Annotated in this window: 19 protein-coding genes and 1 tRNA gene; 8 read left to right on the forward strand and 12 right to left on the reverse strand. The window is 64.4% G+C overall.

The features are described from left to right. Positions 1 to 150: 150 nt before the first annotated feature. Positions 151 to 378 carry a FeoA family protein gene (locus CJZ82_RS03980; protein ID WP_094554497.1) on the forward strand — a complete coding sequence of 76 codons (228 nt, stop codon included), beginning with the start codon at positions 151 to 153 and terminating at the stop codon, positions 376 to 378. Here CJZ82_RS03980 and feoB read toward each other — a convergent pair. Genes feoB through CJZ82_RS04005 form a run of 5 tightly spaced genes read right to left on the reverse strand, consistent with a single transcriptional unit; the run spans position 371 to position 4,280 of the window. After that, positions 371 to 2,179, reverse strand: a complete 1,809-nt coding sequence (gene feoB, locus CJZ82_RS03985; RefSeq protein ID WP_094554498.1) for a ferrous iron transport protein B — start codon at positions 2,177 to 2,179, stop codon at positions 371 to 373. The genes CJZ82_RS03980 and feoB overlap by 8 nt on opposite strands. Then, positions 2,176 to 2,829, reverse strand: coding sequence for a DUF938 domain-containing protein (locus tag CJZ82_RS03990; RefSeq protein ID WP_094554499.1), 654 nt, complete (start codon positions 2,827 to 2,829; stop codon positions 2,176 to 2,178). The genes feoB and CJZ82_RS03990 overlap by 4 nt, the downstream gene beginning before the upstream one ends. 8 nt (positions 2,830 to 2,837) lie before the next feature. Continuing rightward, complete coding sequence (trpA, locus tag CJZ82_RS03995) at positions 2,838 to 3,668, reverse strand: tryptophan synthase subunit alpha (protein WP_094554500.1); 831 nt, start codon at positions 3,666 to 3,668, stop codon at positions 2,838 to 2,840. Positions 3,669 to 3,711: 43 nt separating this feature from the next. Continuing rightward, the gene (locus CJZ82_RS04000) at positions 3,712 to 4,047 is read right to left on the reverse strand and encodes a DUF3007 family protein (RefSeq protein ID WP_094554501.1); all 336 of its coding nucleotides are present in this window, start codon (positions 4,045 to 4,047) and stop codon (positions 3,712 to 3,714) included. Further along, a complete protein-coding gene (locus tag CJZ82_RS04005) occupies positions 4,044 to 4,280 on the reverse strand; it encodes an NAD(P)H-quinone oxidoreductase subunit L (RefSeq protein WP_094554611.1) in 237 nt (78 codons plus the stop codon). Before CJZ82_RS04005 ends, CJZ82_RS04000 begins: the two co-directional genes overlap by 4 nt. Positions 4,281 to 4,355: 75 nt before the next feature. Here CJZ82_RS04005 and CJZ82_RS04010 point away from each other — a divergent pair. Further along, positions 4,356 to 4,439, forward strand: a tRNA-Leu gene (locus tag CJZ82_RS04010). A 108-nt stretch (positions 4,440 to 4,547) separates the two neighbouring features. On the opposite strand, the gene CJZ82_RS04015 is transcribed toward CJZ82_RS04010, so the two are convergent. Both CJZ82_RS04015 and CJZ82_RS04020 read right to left on the reverse strand, forming a co-directional pair. Further along, complete coding sequence (locus CJZ82_RS04015) at positions 4,548 to 5,141, reverse strand: hypothetical protein (RefSeq protein WP_094554502.1); 594 nt, start codon at positions 5,139 to 5,141, stop codon at positions 4,548 to 4,550. Between the two features lie 105 nt (positions 5,142 to 5,246). Then, positions 5,247 to 5,486 (reverse strand): DUF3136 domain-containing protein, encoded by a 240-nt coding sequence (locus CJZ82_RS04020; RefSeq protein ID WP_094554503.1) that lies wholly within the window; start codon positions 5,484 to 5,486, stop codon positions 5,247 to 5,249. A gap of 354 nt (positions 5,487 to 5,840) precedes the next feature. Between CJZ82_RS04020 and CJZ82_RS04025 the strand changes: the two genes are divergently transcribed. Next, a complete protein-coding gene (locus tag CJZ82_RS04025; RefSeq protein WP_094554504.1) occupies positions 5,841 to 6,248 on the forward strand; it encodes a 4a-hydroxytetrahydrobiopterin dehydratase in 408 nt (135 codons plus the stop codon). On the opposite strand, the gene CJZ82_RS04030 is transcribed toward CJZ82_RS04025, so the two are convergent. Then, on the reverse strand, positions 6,188 to 7,084 hold the full coding sequence (locus CJZ82_RS04030; RefSeq protein ID WP_094554505.1) for a transglutaminase family protein: 897 nt from the start codon (positions 7,082 to 7,084) through the stop codon (positions 6,188 to 6,190). The genes CJZ82_RS04025 and CJZ82_RS04030 overlap by 61 nt on opposite strands. 478 nt (positions 7,085 to 7,562) lie before the next feature. Next, a complete protein-coding gene (locus CJZ82_RS04035) occupies positions 7,563 to 8,981 on the reverse strand; it encodes a diguanylate cyclase (RefSeq protein WP_255380780.1) in 1,419 nt (472 codons plus the stop codon). 75 nt (positions 8,982 to 9,056) lie between these two features. Between CJZ82_RS04035 and CJZ82_RS04040 the strand changes: the two genes are divergently transcribed. The 3 genes from CJZ82_RS04040 to CJZ82_RS04050 are packed head-to-tail and all read left to right on the forward strand — an operon-like array spanning position 9,057 to position 12,360. Continuing rightward, a complete protein-coding gene (locus tag CJZ82_RS04040; RefSeq protein WP_233130031.1) occupies positions 9,057 to 9,707 on the forward strand; it encodes a succinate dehydrogenase in 651 nt (216 codons plus the stop codon). Then, a complete protein-coding gene (locus CJZ82_RS04045; RefSeq protein ID WP_094554508.1) occupies positions 9,707 to 11,617 on the forward strand; it encodes a fumarate reductase/succinate dehydrogenase flavoprotein subunit in 1,911 nt (636 codons plus the stop codon). Before CJZ82_RS04040 ends, CJZ82_RS04045 begins: the two co-directional genes overlap by 1 nt. Then, positions 11,614 to 12,360, forward strand: coding sequence for a succinate dehydrogenase/fumarate reductase iron-sulfur subunit (locus CJZ82_RS04050; protein WP_094554509.1), 747 nt, complete (start codon positions 11,614 to 11,616; stop codon positions 12,358 to 12,360). Before CJZ82_RS04045 ends, CJZ82_RS04050 begins: the two co-directional genes overlap by 4 nt. A gap of 70 nt (positions 12,361 to 12,430) precedes the next feature. On the opposite strand, the gene CJZ82_RS04055 is transcribed toward CJZ82_RS04050, so the two are convergent. Then, entirely contained in the window at positions 12,431 to 13,243 is an 813-nt protein-coding gene (locus CJZ82_RS04055) for a transglutaminase family protein (RefSeq protein WP_094554510.1), read from the reverse strand. Positions 13,244 to 13,773: 530 nt separating this feature from the next. Here CJZ82_RS04055 and CJZ82_RS04060 point away from each other — a divergent pair. Together CJZ82_RS04060 and CJZ82_RS04065 are read left to right on the forward strand one after the other, a co-directional pair. After that, positions 13,774 to 15,327, forward strand: coding sequence for a bifunctional orotidine-5'-phosphate decarboxylase/orotate phosphoribosyltransferase (locus CJZ82_RS04060; protein WP_094554511.1), 1,554 nt, complete (start codon positions 13,774 to 13,776; stop codon positions 15,325 to 15,327). 35 nt (positions 15,328 to 15,362) lie between these two features. Then, positions 15,363 to 16,736 (forward strand): cation:proton antiporter, encoded by a 1,374-nt coding sequence (locus CJZ82_RS04065; RefSeq protein WP_094554512.1) that lies wholly within the window; start codon positions 15,363 to 15,365, stop codon positions 16,734 to 16,736. On the opposite strand, the gene pyrC is transcribed toward CJZ82_RS04065, so the two are convergent. Continuing rightward, positions 16,733 to 17,803 carry a dihydroorotase gene (pyrC, locus tag CJZ82_RS04070; RefSeq protein WP_094554612.1) on the reverse strand — a complete coding sequence of 357 codons (1,071 nt, stop codon included), beginning with the start codon at positions 17,801 to 17,803 and terminating at the stop codon, positions 16,733 to 16,735. The two genes, CJZ82_RS04065 and pyrC, sit on opposite strands and share 4 nt — an antisense overlap. Positions 17,804 to 17,856: 53 nt before the next feature. Beyond that, on the reverse strand, positions 17,857 to 18,114 hold the full coding sequence (locus CJZ82_RS04075; protein ID WP_369820015.1) for a potassium transporter TrkG: 258 nt from the start codon (positions 18,112 to 18,114) through the stop codon (positions 17,857 to 17,859). Positions 18,115 to 18,212 lie beyond the last annotated feature (98 nt).

Here is an 18,212-nt window from a genome sequence, read left to right on the forward strand (position 1 = left end):
CCATCCGCTTCCTGATCTGCTCCCGCCTCCTGGGCGGCACCACCCGCCTGCTTCTGCTTGGAGCGCTCACGGCCGCCCTCGGCGAACTCCTCCTGCTCTCCGGCCTCTGATCGCCGCGCTGCTTCAATCCAGACAGCCCTGAGCGAGGACATGAACCTGGCTGACGCGCCGCTGGATCAACCTCTGGAGCTGCTCAGCCTGCCCAGTCGTCCCAGCCTCGAGAGCCGCCTGCGCGCCATGGGGGTCAAGCCAGGCTGCCAGCTGATGGTGATGCGCCGGGGACGCCCCGGAGGAATCCTGCATCTGCGCATGGGACTGCTCGATTTCATGCTGCGTCGAGCCGATGCCGCTCAGATGGGAGTGCAGCCACTCAGCTGAAGCCGAGGCGCACCCCCCCCTGGTAGAGGAGAAAAGACATCACCCAGGCCAGGCTGAACGACCACAGCAGCGACAGCCCCACGAAGCGACCGCTGCGGCTTTCCTTCAGCTGTACCGCCACCGTGGATAGGCATGGGGTATAGAGAAGGGTGAACATCATGAAACTCAGGGCCTGCAGCGGCCGGATCGCCCCCACCACCGCGGTGGCCAACCCGCTCTCACGGGTGGCATAGATCACCGCCATCGCCCCCAGCAGAATTTCCTTGGCAATAAAGCCGAAGATCAGTGAGATCGTCAGCTCCGGGTTCATGCCGATTGGACCCAGCAGTGGTTGTACCGCCCGTCCGATCTGGCCTGCAAACGATTGACCGGAGAGGTGATCGACCCCGAGGGGGAGATTGTTGAGCAACCAGATGGCGATCACTCCCAGGATGATAAAACGGCGGGTGGTGAAGAAGAAGGTCACCATTTCGCGCCAGGCGCGGCTGAGCACCGTGCCCAGGCTGGGAGCCCGATACGGTGGCAACTCCAGGACGAACCCCCCCTCACTGGGGAACACCTGCTTGAACAGAAGGGCGGTAAGCACCGCAGCAGCGAAGCTGACCACATAGAAACCGAAGATCACCGCTCCAGCTGCCCACCTGGGCCTAGGGAAAAAGGCGCCTGCCATGAACACAAACACCGTCAGCCGAGCCTGGCAGAGGGAAAACGGAATCATCAGCATCGCCAGCCAGCGCTGGGGCCTGTCACGAATCACGCGGGTGCCCATGATCGCAGGCACGTTGCATCCGAATCCCATGATCTGCAGCACGAAGCTGCGGCCATCAAGGCCCAGCCAATGCATCACCCCATCCATCAGGAAGGCCGAGCGGGCCAGATAGCCCGAGTCTTCAATCAGGGCGATCATCATGTAAAAAAGAAAGATGATCGGCATGAAGCTGATCACCGTGGTGGCTCCCATCCACAGCCCTTCGCTGACCAACCGTCTGAAAAAATCCGGGAGCGCCAGGCTCTGCAGGGCCGGTTGCAACAAATTGGCCTCCAGGCCATCGAAGAGCGTGCCCAGTTGGGTCTGGATCGGTCCTCCCACGGCATAAATCAGCTGGAAGATCGCCAGCATCACCATAAAAAAACAGAGCACCCCCAGCAGCGGGTGCAACAGCAGCTGATCCAGGCGATCCCGCTGGGGATCCGGGTTCGGTTGGTCGTGCCCTTCGATGCAGCTCGCCACCAGCCGGGCCCGCTGCGCCTCCAGCTCCGTCTCAGACAGCAGCCGGGAAGGTCCTGGCTGGAGCTGGGCATAGCCGTGGATGCACTCCAGCAACGACTCGAGTCCCCGGTCGTGGCGGGCGCTGATCACCAGCACCGGCAACCCCAGGTCCGCCGCTAGACGCTTCTCGTCGATGCGGACCCCGAAGCGCTGGGCCTCATCGCCCATATTCAGCGCCAGGATCAGGGGCAGCCCAGTGGCCTGGAGCTCCAGAGCCAGCCTCAACTGGGTGTCGGCATGGCTGGCGTTGAGCACCGCCACAGCCAGATCCGGACGGGTGGCGCTGAGAAAGCGGCGCACGATCGCCTCATCCTCACTGCTGCCGCGCAGGTCGTGGATACCAGGCAGATCGATCAGGTCGTAGGGGCGGCCGGTGGCGTCGGCAGGCAGGGAACCGCGCAGAAGCTCCACCGTGAGCCCAGGCCAGTTGGCCACGTGGGCATGGCCGCCCGTGAGCCTGTTGTACAGCGTCGACTTGCCGGTGTTGGGAAGACCCAGCAGGGCCACCTGGACCGCGGCGTCGGTGGTCACGGCTGGGGCTCGGACTCCGCAGCCGCCACTCGGCGGAACACCAGCAGCCGGTTGTTGGCGGGCATCGGCAGATCATCGATGGCCTGCAGACCGCAGTCAGCGGCCAGGGCGGTGAGCTCCAGGGCATCGCGGACGCCCATGGCGGGATCAAGGCTGCGCAAGTGCTGATCAAAAGCGGCGTTGCTGGGGCTGGTGTGACGGCCGCCCTCGTGGAAGGGGCCGTAGAGCAGCAGCAGGCCCGAGCACCGCAAGACCCGGGCACTGCCCTCCAGCAATCTCGGAACGGCACTCCAGGGCATGATGTGAGCTATGTTGGCGCTGAAGACCGCATCGAACGGTCCATCAGGCCAGTGCGGCTGCAGCACGTCGAGTTCGACGGGAGGGAGCAGCCAGCCCAGCTGAGCGTCGGTCTGTCCCTCGAGTTGGCAGCGGCGGCGCAGATCGCTCAGGTTGATGGTCCTGTCGCTGGGTTGCCAAACCACCCGCAGATGGCGGCAGACATGGACTGCGTGCTGGCCCGTGCCGGAGCCCACCTCGAGCACCCGGTTTCCTTCAGCCAACCACTGGCTAAGGGCTGCCAGGATTGGCTCCTTGTTGCGTTCGCAGGCCTCCGAAAAGGGCAGCGCAACGCGTGATTCCTCAGGTGCCATGGCAGGCCTCAGGTGTCGAGGGCCCGGCGCAGGCCGGCGATGAATGCCGCGGCAGCGCGAGCCGGATCGGTGCCCTCCTGATGAGCCGCGGCCATCACCTTCACCAGAGCACTGCCCACGATCGCGCCATCGGCGCCCCAGTCACGCACCTGCCTGGCTTGCTCGGGGCCCGAAATTCCGAAACCCACCGCCACGGGTCTGGGGCCCAGGCCCTTGAGCTGTCGCACCAGGTCGCCCACCCGGCTCTCAAGACTCGTGCGCACCCCGGTCACCCCCGTCACGCTCACCAGATAGGTGAAGCCGCGACTGGCCTCAGTGATCCTCGCCATCCGCTCGGCCGGGGTGGTGGGAGCCACCAGAAGCACCAGATCGAGGCCATGGCCAGCGGCAATGGGCGAGAGACGCTCCGCCTCCTCCAGGGGTAGGTCGGGCACCACCAGCCCGGCGGCCCCGGCAGCGGCAGCTTCACGGCAAAAATTCTCGAGCCCGCGGTTCAGCAAAGGATTGGTGTAAGTGAAGAGCACCACAGGAAGCGTCAGTTCACCCTTCAAGCTGGAGAGCATCTCCAGGACAGCCGTGGGGGTGGTGCCGGCGGCAAGGGCCCGGCTTGCGGCAGCCTGAATCACCGGCCCATCTGCCAGGGGATCGCTGTAGGGGATGCCCAGCTCGATCAGATCGCTTCCCTCAGCCTCAAGGGCCAGCAGAGTGTTGCGGGTGGTGGCCAGGTCAGGGTCCCCTGCCATCAGAAAAGGCATCAGGGCACATCTCCCCTGCTGCCTGAGACCGGCGAATCGCCGCTGGATCGGTGTGCCTGCAAGGGTGGCGGAAGCAGCACTCATCGGGGCCGTGATGCGGGGGCGGTCAGGCTCCGAGCCTATGGGGTCAGGCCGCGGCGTCGTCCTGCCACTGACCGATCTCGCGCAGCAGCTTTTCCTGCTCCCCAGGGCTGAGGGCATCGAATTCTTTCTGCAATTCCTCAGTGGTGAGAGCATCAAAGGCCGCGCGGTATTGGCGCCGCTGCTCCATGAAACTCATCTTTCCGGTGACTACCCGCAGCAGGTAGGAGCCCGTCCAGCCCAAAACCAGCAGGATCAGCAGGGCCTCGGCGGCGATGCCGGCTGAAAAGCCCTCGAATCCCGCCGCTTTGAAGCCCCAATAGCCGAGCCCTCCTGCCAGGAACACTCCCAGCCCGATCAGAAGTGCCTGACCACGGTTCATTCTCCCTGACCCGCCATGCGCAGATTCAGAAAGGGTGCGAACAGGATCAGGCCGGGAAAGAACAGAAACACCAGGCCGTAGACGGCCGTCCGCTCGATTTTGCCCATCACGGTCCAGCGCTTGTGCATCCAGGCGTAGAGCGCCAGGGGCACCACCACCAGATAGGCGCCAGCAATAACCGCATAGGCGCCCAGCACCAACAGAGTGTCGGGGGAGAGCATCCCAAGAGTCATCGTCATCGAACTGAGCAACCCGGGCAGCGGCACGACCGTGAAGTCAAGGTGGCGCAAATCTAGGATCCAAACGTCGGGGGCATGGCGAAATTGGTAGACGCAGCGGATTTAAAATCCGCAGACGGCGACGTTGTGGGGGTTCAAGTCCCCCTGCCCCCATCGCCACAGCGCCTTCTGGACTGGGCCCATGCCGGCGGCTGCATGTGTAATGAGCCGATTGGGATCTGCCCCACAGCGGCAATCTGAGGGTGCTCTGAGCCCCCTTGCTCAGGGTGCAGCAGGCAGGGCTGCTGGCTTGGCAGCTGGTTTCGCAGCGCCGGGCTGGGACGGGGCTTCGCTGGCGGGGTTGGCCAGCGGCCGGGCATTGGCGCAGAGGTTGGCCACCATCTGGTCCTCGCCTCCTATGGCAGCTGATTCGCTCAGGCTCAACGGCAGCCGCCACGACTCCCACTGGGCATCGGCGACCTGTCGGCTGATGCGCAGGCTGGGGCAGAAGACCGCCACATTCCCCGTGATCGGTGGGTCTCCGCAGCGAAAGTTGGTGGTGCGAACCCCTTTTGCGCTCAAGCGCCAGGCGGTCCAGTCGTACTGGCAGGCCCCGAAGCTGCGCCAACGGGGGGCCTTCAGCCTGCGGATCTTCTCCAGCAGCTCCCTTTCCCTCGCGGTCGGTGCATCAGCTGGCTCAGGAGCGGCCTCCACCGCCGGCGTGGCCACAGCTGGAGCTGGTGTCTCCCCTGACTCTGCTTCTGGTGGAGCCTCTTGCTGAGCCAGGGCATGACCACTGGCCAGGTCAGGGAGAGTCAGCAGCACCAAAAGCACGGCACCGATCCAGGAGGCCGCCCTGAGAGGGTGCAGCGACAACGAAAACCTGCTGGATGCTGAGAGTTTCATCCGTCGAGGGCTGAGGTCGCATCCGTCAGCCTGTAGCAGGTCGGGCAAACTGACAAGCAGGCTGTTTGACGCGGCCTATTTAGGGGCTTTCTTCTGCATATGCTCACGCCGCAGCAATGTAAAGAGATAATCAGGAGCCTTGTACATGCTCGGCAGGCAATTGTGGAGCGTCTCCAGGCGACTCCAGCAAACTGTCCGTTGAATTTCCTGAGAAGTTCTCTCCTCCATGATCAACATTTTCATGGCTTTGCAATAGAGGTGGTAGTTCGCCTCAAGCTCGCCGACCGTCAGGGAGGCTGCTTCAGTCATGGCCATTGAGAACCGGTTTTTCAGGGGGATTGGATCGCCTGGATCCTGGACGGGACACTGGGTCGATCAGAGCATCCGTGGGCCGAGATCGATCCGGCATTCAGGAGCTCACGGATGCAGACCACTCTAAACCTCGGCTGGGGCTTTTCGTTCACCGGCATCTCACACTTCGCCCGTCATGCCCCCATAGGAAGCCTTACAGCGACAGTTCTGTAACTAGGCGTTGGCGGCACAAGCAACCAATGGTTGAAAGATATCGTCACCGGATTTAGCCACAATCCACTCCATTCATGAGGGGAAATACCTAGAGATGCGGTGTTCCAGCTCCTTCGCCAGACTTGAAAGCCCGGTCAGCACAGCATGCAAATTGGCGATGAGCGCTTCGTGCCTTGCCGCGATGGCGCCCCCACTCTCACCAGCGAGGAGCTGGAGAACCTCCTGCCCAGCCTGAGCGGTTGGCGGGTGGTTGACCACCACCATCTCCACAAGGTCTGGTCGTTTCCCGATTTTCAATCGGCACTCGACTGGCTCAACCGGGCCGGGGCGGTCTGTGAGGCGGCAGGGCACCACGCCGATTTCTGCCTGGGCTGGGGCCGCGTTGAGGCTGCGATCCGCACTCACGATGTGGATGGCATCACGCGAGCGGATGCGGATCTGGCCGCCAAGCTCGATACCATTGGCAAAAAGCAGCCCAACCCCTACGGGGGCTATGCCGCCTCCTCGCCGGGTTCGGGCTCTGGGTCGGAAACCTTGAGCTCAATGATGTAGCTGAGCTGGGAGCCAACGTCGGTGCCCCGGTAGGTGCCGGTGGTGGGAGCGGCCATCAGGTGGTCGTGTGAAGCCGCCAGAGCCACGTGGCCATCGGCCACCGCCAGCCCAAGGCTGGGGTCGTAGCCGCGCCAGCCACCGCCTGGCAGGTACACCTCGGCCCAGGCGTGGAGTTCATGCTCGCTCACCTCCGGCGGGTGATGCATGGAGTAGCCGCTCACAAACCGTGCTGCCAGACCCTGGCTGCGGCAGGCCATCACGTAGAGCATGGCGGTGTCGCGGCAGGCTCCGCAGCGGCTTGAAAGCGTGTCCTCCGGGCTGAATGGCTCACCATCCAGGCGGCCGATGTGGTGAAAGCCGTGGTGAATTTCGTCAGCCAGCCGCATCAGAAAGTCCGGGGTGGAATGCTCCACCTCAGCGGCGATCCCCGCCGCCCAGGCACCTACGGGAGTGGAGTCAGGTTCGCTGACCCCTGACGTGGTGGAGAGGCTGGGAGCCAGGGAGGCCGCTTCAGCGGCGGGGTAGGAGGCCGGCAGTCGTTGGGCCGGGGGGTGGGTAAGGATCCAGTCGAAGGGATTGCAACGCAGGGTCTCCACCACCGAGAGCACCTGAAGCTGCAGATGCTCTCGCTTGTCGCTGAACCAGAGCACCCGCGCGTCGGTGCCATCGGGTTCCAGGATCAGGCTGTGACCTGCAGGAGCCTCCGTCACGGTCAGTTCATGGGAGATCAATCGCTGGGTCACGTCCTGGCGTGGACTGAGCCGCACGATCATCGGCTCGAGAAAAACCGGCCGCTCATAGCTGAACCGGATGGAATGTCGTATCTCGAACAGCATGCCGATGGTTGCTTGGGCTGAAGGATTCCTCGCCTCGGTGACCGGTGTCAGTCGGAGGCGGGGGAGTGCTGACCGGATCAGCGCCGGCCGAATAAGTCCTCCCAGCTGGGAGGAGATTGGTGCTGGGTGCCTGCTGACTTGAGGTTCTTACGTTTGGCGCTGGCCTGGTTCAGGCCATGGCTGGAGGCATGCCTGATGGAGCATCCGGCGGAAGACAGTCCCGCTGGGAAAAGGTTGATGGTCATGGAGAAACAAGTGTGATCTGGTCATGGTTTCGGCACCGGTCGCTACCCGCAGGTCCTGATCGGACCGTCGTTGCGGATGGCTCTTGGAACCTGATGGCTGCCCCGGGAAGCAAAAGGGCTGGCGCGTTGCTGGGTCAGACTCTGTGCGAACTGCGCGGCTCGCCGGCTTCAGCCTGACTCAGACATCATAACCCCATGAAGCGGTCAACCGGTTGAGCGCCTGCACGCGGTCGTTAATTCAGCAAGGAGACGATCTGGTCTCGGCCGTTGGTCTTGGCCAGCTCCAGGGCTCGCTCGGCCCGCTGCACCAGGTCGCCGAAGCTTGTGTCGTCGTGGGCGAGGGCTGACACTCCGCCGCTGATGCTCAGGTGGTAGCCGGAGCGGGAGAACACACCGCCCATCCTGCTGACAGCGTCGCGAATCCGCTCGGCAAGCTGCAGGGCCGCCTCGCTGTCCTGGCCGATCAGCAGGATCACGAATTCCTCATCACCAAGGCGGGCGATGAAATCCTGCTCACGCAGAAAACCCTTGCAAAGGTGACTGAAATCGAGCAACACCTGGTCGCCGGCAGGATGTCCCCAGCGGTTGTTGATCTGGCGAAAGTTATCAATGTCGAGGCAGATCAGGGCCATGGGATCAGCGGCGCTGCGGGCCTGCTCCATCTCCCGCTTCCCAACGCTGAACAGGGCGCCGCGATTGGAGAGCCCCGTCACGGGACAGAGGCTGGAATCGTGGCGCCATTCGATTTCGCGCATCACCACGTCGGCCAGCATTCGCAACTGCTGCTGCTGCTCGGTGCTGAACTCCCTTGGTTTCTGATCGATCACGCAGAGCGTGCCCAGGTTGTGGCCTTCTTTGGTACGCAGGGGGGCCCCGGCGTAGAAGCGGATGCCAGGCGGGGAGAGCACAAGGGGGTTACTGCTGAAGCGGTCGTCCTGGAGGGCATCGGGCACAACCATCACCTCATTGCCGGCAATGGTGTGCGCGCAGAAAGCCACTTCCCGCGGGGTCTCGCTCACCTCAAGCCCTTCGCGGGAGAGGAACCACTGCCGGTCGTGATCCACCAGGGAGATCAGAGCGATGGGCATGTCGAAGATGGCGCTCGCCAGTTTGACGATCCGATCGAAGTGGTGATCGCCGTCATGATCAAGCAATTGATGGCGTTGCAGTTCCCGCAGGCGCAGGCCCTCATCGGCTGGAACCGGGTAGGAGCGGGCCAACCCATCGCTTGTTGTCTGGTTCACGTCGTCTGCCGCAGCCCTGGTTTCAATGTAGGCAGAGCCGATCCGCAGGGTTGCACAGGGGCCACCAGGGGTACGGCTCCAGGGTGAGCTGCTGGATCCGGCTTGCTCAAGCCGGATCAGGGCTCCATCGCCGGGCCCGTCGGTGAGCACGTGCAGTTGGCCGTCGGGACCTTCACGCACATCCCTCACCCGATCCCCCACCGGCAGGCTGCTCTGGCTCAGCACCTCCTCGGACGGGCTGAGTTGGTTGCTGGCAAAGCGAGGATGCATTGCCACATCCAGCAGGCCTCCCTTACCCAGAGCCAGTACAGGCGGAAGTTCGGCGATTGGCTTTGGATCGAGCACTCCCTGGCGCACCAGGCGCAGCCGCCCAGGCCGTTCGGTGATCAGCAGGTCGCCAGTGGGCAGCCCGGGGCGACACCCAGGACCAACACGGCCAGCAGCAGCAGCTTCGTTAAGATCGCTTCAGGCCATTGCGTGGGCTTGAGGTCAGTCACTGGCATGGCCCAGGCGATTCCGATCACGGCAGCGATTCTGATTCTGTTCGTCCTGGCCCATGGGCTGGGCACATCCCTGGCTCTCCTGGATCCAGCTGGCTTCGAGCGCTATGCAACGGCCCTGCATCACGCCGCCTGGCTGCTGCCCCTGGAGCTCACCCTGGCCCTGGCGGGCCTGGTCCACCTGGCCCTCACCCTCCAGCGGGTGATCACCAACCGCCGAGCCCGGGGGGTGGTGCCTTACGGCCAGTGGCGTAGCCGGCGTCTTCAACCTCTGATGGCCCTGGCTGGCCGGAGCGCCCCGTTCAGCGGTGCACTGCTGCTGCTGTTCCTGGCAGTGCACCTGGGTCAGCTGCGCTGGCACAGGCCAGGCGATGGCCTGGAGCTGCAAGCCGTTCTGCTGGCGCTGGCCTCTCCCTGGGCCCTGGGGCTCTACGTCCTGGCGGGAGTGGCCCTTGGCATTCATCTGCTTCACGGCGCCGAAAGCCTGTTCCGCTCTCTGGGCTGGGTAGATGAGACCAACGCCACAGGGCTGCGCCTGGCCAGCCGTGCCCTGGCGGCCCTGATCGGCGCTGGCTTCGCCCTGCTGCCGCTGGCACTGCGGGTCACAGGCGCTCTGGCAGGGGGTGGGTTCTGATGCGTCTCGATCCCCAGCTGCCGCAGGGCCCGGTGGCTGATGCCTGGAGCCGGTGCCGTCAGGATTTGTCGCTGATTGCGCCGGCGAATCGGCGCCATTTCAGGGTGCTGGTGGTGGGCAGTGGCCTGGCGGGCGCATCCGCCGCCGCCAGCCTGGCTGAGCAGGGCTATCAGGTGAGGCTGATCACCTACCACGACAGCCCCAGAAGGGCCCATTCGGTGGCGGCCCAGGGGGGCATCAACGCTGCCCGCAACTATCAGAACGACGGCGACAGCGTCGAGCGGCTGTTCCGCGACACCGTAACGGGCGGTGATTTCAGGGCGCGCGAGGCCGGCTGTCACCGACTGGCTGAGATCAGCGGTTCGATCATTGATCAGTGCGTGGCCCTGGGGGTGCCCTTCGCCCGTGAATACGGCGGAACCCTCTCCAACCGCAGCTTCGGTGGCTCCCAGGTGAGCCGCACCTTCTACGCCCGCGGTCAGACGGGCCAGCAGCTGCTCTACGCCGTGGTCCAGGCCCTGCTGCGGCAGGTGGAGGCTGGCCGGGTGGAGCTCTGCCCCCAGCGGGATCTGCTCGATCTGATCACCCTCGAGGGCGTGGCCCGCGGCGCCATCTGCCGCCACCGGCTCAGCGGTGCCCTCGAGACCCACACGGCCCATGCGGTGCTGCTGGCCAGCGGCGGCTACAGCAACGTGTTTCACCGCTCCACCAACGCAGTGCGCTCCAACGCCAGCGCCCTCTGGCGCTCCCATCGCCGCGGCGCCCTGATGGCGAACCCCTGTTTCACCCAGATTCACCCCACCTGCATTCCCAGCGGCGATCCCGACCAGAGCAAGCTCACCTTGATGAGCGAAAGCCTGCGCAACGACGGGAGGGTCTGGCTGCCGCGGCAGCCGGGGGATCAGCGACGGCCTGATCAGGTACCGGAGGCTGAGCGGGATTACTTCCTCGAGCGGCTTTACCCCAGCTACGGGAACATGGTTCCCCGGGATGTGGCCTCCAGGCGCGCCCGCGAGCTCTGCGGGGCCGGCCATGGGGTGGGGCCGGCCGGCCGCTCGATCTATCTGGATTTCAACGAGGCGATCGAGCGCCAGGGACGCGCCGTGATTGAAGCCCGCTACGGCAACCTTTTCTCTATGTACGAGCGCATCACCGGAGCCGACCCCTACCGGGAGCCGATGCGCATTTATCCAGCTCCTCACTACACGATGGGCGGCCTGTGGGTGGACTACCACCTGATGAGCACGATCCCGGGCCTGTTCGTGCTGGGGGAGGCGAACTTCTCCGAGCACGGCGCCAACCGGCTCGGTGCCAGCGCCCTGATGCAGGGTCTGGCCGATGGCTTGTTCATTGCCCCAGCCACCGTGCCGGCCTGGCTGGCCGAGCATCAGCACCCCGTGATCGACCCCGAACACCCCGCCTGCCGCGCGGCCTTGGAGAGCGTGCGGCAGCGCATCATCCGACTGCGATCAACCGGTGGCAGCCAACCGGCGGAGGGGCTGCGGCGTCGACTGGGGGCCCTGCTGATCGAGAGCTGCGGCATCAGCCGCTCGGCCGCTGGTCTGCGCTCGGGGCTGGCGGAGGTGGCAGCTCTGCAGGCAAGCTTCGATCAGGACCTGCTGCTCCCCGATCCCGGCACACCCCTGGATCCAGAACTGGAGAAGGCCCTGCAGCTGGAGGATTACCTCGAGCTGGCTGACCTGATGCTGCGTGATGCCCTGGCGCGAGAGGAGTCGTGCGGGGCCCATTTCCGTGAGGAGCACCAGAGCGAGAGCGGCGAGGCCTTGCGTCGCGATGCGGAGTTCAGCCACATCGCGGCCTGGGAATGGCGGGCTGATGGACCACCGATCCGCCATCAGGAACCGCTGCACTTCAGCCTGATCAGCCCCACGGCTCGCAGTTACCGATGAGCGGCCCTTCCAGCCTCAGCCTCACCCTTCGCATCTGGCGTCAGCGCCAGGACGAGCCGACGGGGCGCTTCCTCGACCATCACCTCACGGACCTGAGTCCGGATCTCTCCCTGCTGGAGGCCCTTGATCGCCTCAACCAGCAGCTGCTGCTGGAGGGCGAGCGGCCGGTGCACTTCGATCACGACTGCCGTGAGGGCATCTGCGGGTCCTGCGGATTCATGATCAACGGCCAGGCCCACGGGCCCCGGAGCGGCACGACCGTTTGCCAGCTCTACCTGCGCGACTTCAGCGATGGCCAGGTTCTCACTCTCGAGCCGTGGCGTGCCCGGGCCTTCCCCCTGATCCAGGATCTGGCGGTCGATCGCTCCTCCCTCGATCGGCTGCTGATGGCCGGGGGCTATGTGTCGGTGAACATCGGCAGCGCCCCTGAGGCCAATGCCCTGCCGGTCGGCCTGGATGTGGCCGCCCAGGCCTTCGAGGCAGCCAGCTGCATCGGCTGTGGGGCCTGCGTGGCAGCCTGCCCCAATGCGTCGGCCAGCCTGTTCGTGGCGGCCAAGCTGGCCCATCTCGAGCTCCTGCCCCAGGGCCAGCCGGAAGCTCCCCGGCGCTCCAGACAGATGCGCCAACGCATGGAGACGGAGGGCTTCGGAGCCTGCGGCAACCAGCTGGAGTGCTCGGCGGTCTGCCCGAAGGAGATTCCCTCCAGCCTGATCAGCCGCATGAACCGCCAGGCCAGCGATTGAGAAACCAGGGGGGTGACTGCACTCTCCGGCCGGGTATGTGGGTACGTTCAGGTGGGCCTGATCGCCCCGCTCAGACTGCCGCCAGGGCTTGGGTGATCACCTCGAACCTGGTCAGGTCGTGGGGGCCGAAGGAATGCAGAAACGGCACGTCGCCGGCGTCGCGGCCGCGGCCGATCAGCACCCGGCCGATTCGCGGGGTGTTGTAACGGGCATCGAAGACGTGCCAGCCCTCCTCCAGATAGACCTCGAACCAGGCGGAGAAATCGATCGGTTCCGGCCCGGGCGGCACCCCCGTGTATCCCACGTAGCCGGTGCAGTAACGCGCCGGGACATTCAGGCTGCGGCAGAAGGCGATCGCCAGATGGGCGAAGTCGCGGCAGACGCCCTGCTCCTCCTCCAGCACCTCGAGCGCGGTCTTGGTGGGGCGGGCCTGGCCCATGTCGAAGTGGATATGGCTGTGCACCCAGTCGCAGATCGCCTGCACCTGGGGCCAGCCCGCGGGAATCTCGCCGAACAGGTCCCAGGCCGTCTGATCCAGCCGGTCGGTCTCGCAGTAGCGACTGGGGCGCAGGAACTGATAAGTCTCAGGTGGCAGGGCCTCCACTGGCACCACACTGAGATGGGGGAGCACCGGATCGGGCATGCCGCTGCACGCCACCAGCGCCCGCTGGCTCAGCTGGGTATCCCCTGCTGGGGCCACCAGGCGACAGCACCTATTACCGAACCCATCCACGAACTCCGTCACCGATACGGCAGGGTTCGAGACCAGCGGATCGTCGCTAACCAGATCAACCAGGCGGCTGGTGTGGGGCTGCACCATCAGCAGCAGGGGTGTGGGCTGCTGACAGGCCACCGTCAGATCGCAGCCGACCGTGATCCTCATTGCGCTGGGGGGATACGACCCGGTCTTGAATCTGCAAGGAGTCTGGCGATGGCCCCACGGTTGCGCGAGCCGATGTCAGGAGATGCGGCCCCAGACTTTCCGGATCGGGGCCGATCGAGAGGTCCGATGGGAACTTCTGGGGATCTTGCGGCAGCCTTGCCCATCAAGGCCCCTTGCAGACTGCCTGTAAATTCTCAGAAAAGGACTGAGACCTCAGGCAGCAGCCTGAGCGATTGAACTGAACTCCTCAAGCCGCTGGCATTAAACGGGTAAGGCAAAGTCTCACTCTGCCCCTGGTGCTGAACGTCCGTTAAGTGGCGCGTTCTGCTCATCCATCGCCAAGGCATGCGACCACCACCGCCAGATGGAGCTGCACCCCAAACAGTGCACCGCTTCTGGCCTCACACCGCCGAGCACCAGTCAGGAACCCACATCAGCAATTGATCCCCGAACGCCGTCCACGCACCGGGCCAACGGTTGAGCGGCCGGGGGGTGGCCTGCACTGCCATGCTGGCCCAGGGGCAGGCGTCATGAGCTTTTTCGTCAAACTCACCGAAGCGATGGCCAGCCGCCAGTCGCTGCTCATCACCGGCTTGGATCCCAATCCGGAGATGCTGCAGACCTGGACGCGCCACAACGCCGGCAGCGGTTCCTTTCTGGCCCAGGCCCGCCGCTGGATCAAGGCGGTGATCGAGGCCACCTCCGACAACGTCTGCGCCTACAAACCGAGTCTGGGTTTCTACCAGGCCCTGGGGCCGATCGGCCTGGAGTTGCTGCGGGAGGTGCGCGAACTGGTGCCGCTGGAGCTGCCCTTGATCCTCGATGCCAAGCACGGCGATCTCAACAGCTCCTCGGCCCTGGCCCACTACATCTTCCGCGACCTCGGCGTGGATGCGGTCACCCTCTCCCCTCTGGCGGGGCAGGACATCGCCGCCCCCTTCCTGCTCTACCCGGACCGGGCGGTGGTGCTCACCTGTCACAGCTCGAACCCCGGCGCCCGGGTGGTGCAGCACCATCCCAACGAGGACGACCCGCTCTTCATCACGATCGTGCGCGAAACCCAGCTCTGGGGCACCCCGGAGCACCTGTTGCTGGAGGTGGGAACGAGCGATCCGGCCGTTCTGGCGCGAGTGCGGCGGGAAGCACCAGAGCGTTTTCTGATCCTGCGCAGCCTCTGGGGCGAGGAAGAGCGGCTGGAGGCGTTGCTTCAAGCCGGTCTCAATGCTTCCGCCGATGGATTGCTGCTGCCCCTGCCCCAGCACCTGCTGGTGGAGGAGGGCATGGCTGCGGGTACCCAGGCCCTGCGCGAGCAGATCGAGACAATGCGAGCCAACTGGGATGGAGGATCGGCCGATCGCTGTGAGCTCTGGTTGCCCGCCCCCAGGGCAGCGGCGGCGTCAAGCAGCCTGCTCGATGCCAAGAGCCTTGAGCTGCAACGGCTGGAGGATCAGGACCTCGATGAGCAACGGCTCGATGAGCTGCTGGTGGATCTGTTCGACATCGGCTGCCTGCTCTTCGGTGAGTACGTGCAGGCTTCAGGTGCCGTCTTCAATTACTACATCGATCTGCGCCGGATCATCTCCGATCCGAATCTGTTTCACCGCGTGCTGCATGCCTATGCGCAGCCACTGTCCCACCTTCAGTTCGATCGAATCGCCGGCATTCCCTATGGATCCCTGCCGACGGCCACGGGGCTGTCGCTGCAGCTGCATGTGCCTTTGATCTATCCACGCAAGGAAGTGAAAGCTCATGGGGCCCGGCGCCTGATTGAAGGGGATTTCGAAGAGGGCGAAACCGTCGTCGTCGTCGATGACATCCTGATCACAGGCGGCAGCGTGCTGGAGGGCATCGCCAAGCTGGAGTCGTCAGGGCTGAAGGTGCGCGATGTGGTGGTGTTCATCGACCACGGGGGTCAGGCTGTCTCCCGTCTGGCCGCTGAGGGCTACACCTGCCATGCGGTAGTGGGTATCGAGCGGATCACCGCTGCGCTGCGCGCCGCTGGGCGTCTCAGCCAGGACCAGGCCGACCTGCTGGCGGAGCACACAACGCCAGCCTCTGCCCCAGCCAGACCGGCCAAGGTCTGAGAGCATCACCACGATGACTTGCCACTGATCAGCTGATGCTCCACCCACCAAAGTTGATCCAGCATCTGGCGGCCATTCCCTCGGGTCAGGCGAATGCCCTGGATCTCCCTATCCATGCTCAGCTGTTGTTCATCGGGATCCTGTTTATTGGAACCCTGGCCATCAGCCGCCTCTCCCCGAAAATCGGTATTCCCGCCATCCTCGGAGTTCTGTTGCTGGGCCTGTCGATCAACGTAAGCAGTCTCGACATCACCCATGCCCAGGCGGCAAACTTGCAGATGCTCGGACTGGCGCTGCTGTTGTTCTATGCCGGGCTTAAGACTGATCTGGCGGCCATCCGGGGATTCTTCGAATACGGAATCATGCTCGCCGTTGGTGGTGTGGTGATTTCTTCATTACTGCTGGGTGGCTTGATCTGGCTTCTCGGTTTTCCCTCTGCCAGCTCTATCAGCATGGGGCGCGTGGAAGCCATTCCGCTCGGTGCGGCGATGCTGATCGCCGCCTGCCTTGGCTCCACCGACGCGGGAGCCACCTTGAGCGTGTTGCGATCGGTGCGGCGCAAGGTTCCCATGCGACTTCAGCACCTGCTGGAATTTGAATCCTCTGTGAATGATCCCTCTGCTCTGCTCTTCTATGGGCTGGTGGTTGGCATCTTTGTCAGCGCAGGTGCTGCTGCCGGGGCTTCCAGCCTGGAGAGCACGGTGCTCACCCAGGTCAAGATCTTTCTTCAGCAGATCGGCATCGGCCTGATTGTGGGCTTTGTGTTCGGTTACATGGCCCGTTTCGTGATCAATTATCTGGTGGAGGATCGCGCCCAGCTGCTTGTCGTGGCTGTGTCGATCGCCTTCGTGGTCTATGGGGTGACAACACTGCTGGGGGGCTCGGGATATATCGCCATCTATGTGAACGGACTGTTTCTCACCAACACTGTCTATCGCTCACCCGAGATCAATCACGTCACCATCCAGGAGGTCCTTCTTCCCTTCAACACAATGACGGAGATCGCAATCTTCCTGATCTTCGGTCTTCTGGTCTATCCCCCCGATCTGATCGATGCACTGCCGATCGGTATTCTTGCGGCATTGGGCCTGATGCTCGTGGCACGGCCCATCAGTGTGCTGATCTTTCAGCCGTTCTCACCCTTCAGCATCAAGGAATCGTTATTGGTGTCGTGGTGCGGCCTGCGCGGCGCTGTTCCCCTCGCCCTTGCCCATGATCTGAGCCTGGCGATCCCCAGGATCCGGGGCATCAATCCATCCATCGTTGCGGAGCTCAGCCAGAACGCTCAGAGCATCATCTTCATCGTTGTGGTGATCAATCTTTTCGTCCAGGGCATGAGCCTTCCCTATCTGGCCCGTGTGCTCGGGCTGGTGCCTGCCTCCCCGGCCAAGCCCGAGTTGATCTCCTAGCGAAACCCTGCCCTGATCTGCCAGGGCAAGGTTTGGCCGGCCTGAAAGGGCACCAGCGGCTGGGGCGAATCTCCCTCCCCCCCCAGCTCCAGCATCAGGGGAACCTCCAGGGGCTGGCGCACCAGTTCGATCGTGCCCCCGTTGAGCGGCAGGCCGTAGAAGCGGGGCCCGAACACCGAAGCGAAATCTTCCAGCCGCTCCAGGACACCCTCCTGCTCAAACACCTGGGCGTAACTCTCGAGCGCGTGGGGCGCATTGAAGATGCCGGCGCAAACGCAGGCGGATTCCTTGGCGCTGCGGGAGTGTGGGGCTGAATCGGTGCCCAGGAAAAACTTCGGGTTGCCGGAGGTGGCGGCCCCCCGCAGCGCGATCCGGTGCAGTTCTCGCTTGGCCACCGGCAGGCAGTAGGCGTCGGGACGCAGTCCGCCCAGAAACATGGCGTTGCGGTTGATCTGCAGGTGGTGAGGGGTAATCGTGGCGGCCAGGGTCGCTGGCCCTGCCTCGACGAAGGCCACGGCCTCGGCGGTGGTGATGTGCTCGAACACCACCTTCAGCCCCGGGTGACGTTCCAGCAGGGGCTCGAGGTGGCGTTCGATGAACACCGCTTCTCGATCGAATACATCCACTTCGGGGTCAGTCACCTCCCCGTGGATGAGCAGAGGCATGCCGATCCGCTCCATGGTCTCCAGCACAGGCGCAATGCGGGACGGATCGCTCACCCCGGCCTCGGCATTGGTGGTGGCCCGGGCCGGATAGAGCTTGGCAGCGGTGAAGACACCGTCTGTGAAGCCGCGCTCCAGCTCACCTGGATCGATTGTGTCGGTTAGGTAAGCCGTCATCAGGGGCTCGAACTCATCGCTTTGAGCCACCGCCGAGAGGATGCGCTCGCGGTAGGCCGCTGCGGCCGCTGCCGTGGTGATCGGTGGCAGCAGGTTGGGCATCACGATCGCCCGACGGAACACGCGGGCCGTGCTGGGGGCCACGGCCCTCAACATCGCCCCATCGCGCAGGTGCACATGCCAGTCGTCTGGTCGGCGGATCAGCAGTCGGTCGGGAAGGGCCGCCATGGAGCCGGTGCCGCGCGGAGACAAGTCATTCTCCGCCCCGGCTGTCGACTTGCTCAGAGGTACAGGTCTTCGTGCTGGTAGGCGATGCCCGACGTGGGGTGGCTGCCGAAGATCGCTGAGAGCAGCAACAGGATGCCGATCCGGCCCACGAACATTCTCACCATCAGCACCAGCTGGCCCCAGCGGTTCAGCTCTGCGGAGACCCCCACATCCAGACCCACGGTGGCGAAGGCGGAGATGCAGGTGAACAACTTCTCCAGACAGGAGAACGACTGCCCGTCGCTGCCGGCGGCACGATCAAGAACCAGCACCAGGGCCCAGCAGGCCGGTGAGCACAGTGAACTGGGGCACAGTCAGGCGTGAGCGTCGTTGCTGGAAGCGCGTTCCAGCAGCTCGCGGATGGGATTGG

The sequence above is a fragment of the Synechococcus sp. 1G10 genome, assembly GCF_002252625.1.
Lineage (GTDB): Bacteria > Cyanobacteriota > Cyanobacteriia > PCC-6307 > Cyanobiaceae > Regnicoccus_A.

Excerpts from the sequence above, each read along its gene's own strand:
- CJZ82_RS04060 (WP_094554511.1), top strand. The coding sequence starts at position 13,774 with ATGAGCTTTTTCGTCAAACTCACCGAAGCGATGGCCAGCCGCCAGTCG.
- trpA (WP_094554500.1), bottom strand. The coding sequence starts at position 3,668 with ATGAGTGCTGCTTCCGCCACCCTTGCAGGCACACCGATCCAGCGGCGA.
- CJZ82_RS04030 (WP_094554505.1), bottom strand. The coding sequence starts at position 7,084 with ATGCTGTTCGAGATACGACATTCCATCCGGTTCAGCTATGAGCGGCCG.
- pyrC (WP_094554612.1), bottom strand. The coding sequence starts at position 17,803 with ATGGCGGCCCTTCCCGACCGACTGCTGATCCGCCGACCAGACGACTGG.
- CJZ82_RS04005 (WP_094554611.1), bottom strand. The coding sequence starts at position 4,280 with ATGACTCTTGGGATGCTCTCCCCCGACACTCTGTTGGTGCTGGGCGCC.
- CJZ82_RS04065 (WP_094554512.1), top strand. The coding sequence starts at position 15,363 with ATGCTCCACCCACCAAAGTTGATCCAGCATCTGGCGGCCATTCCCTCG.
- CJZ82_RS04055 (WP_094554510.1), bottom strand. The coding sequence starts at position 13,243 with ATGAGGATCACGGTCGGCTGCGATCTGACGGTGGCCTGTCAGCAGCCC.
- CJZ82_RS04000 (WP_094554501.1), bottom strand. The coding sequence starts at position 4,047 with ATGAACCGTGGTCAGGCACTTCTGATCGGGCTGGGAGTGTTCCTGGCA.
- CJZ82_RS04045 (WP_094554508.1), top strand. The coding sequence starts at position 9,707 with ATGCGTCTCGATCCCCAGCTGCCGCAGGGCCCGGTGGCTGATGCCTGG.
- CJZ82_RS04025 (WP_094554504.1), top strand. The coding sequence starts at position 5,841 with ATGCAAATTGGCGATGAGCGCTTCGTGCCTTGCCGCGATGGCGCCCCC.
- CJZ82_RS03980 (WP_094554497.1), top strand. The coding sequence starts at position 151 with ATGAACCTGGCTGACGCGCCGCTGGATCAACCTCTGGAGCTGCTCAGC.
- CJZ82_RS04050 (WP_094554509.1), top strand. The coding sequence starts at position 11,614 with ATGAGCGGCCCTTCCAGCCTCAGCCTCACCCTTCGCATCTGGCGTCAG.
- CJZ82_RS04020 (WP_094554503.1), bottom strand. The coding sequence starts at position 5,486 with ATGGCCATGACTGAAGCAGCCTCCCTGACGGTCGGCGAGCTTGAGGCG.
- CJZ82_RS03990 (WP_094554499.1), bottom strand. The coding sequence starts at position 2,829 with ATGGCACCTGAGGAATCACGCGTTGCGCTGCCCTTTTCGGAGGCCTGC.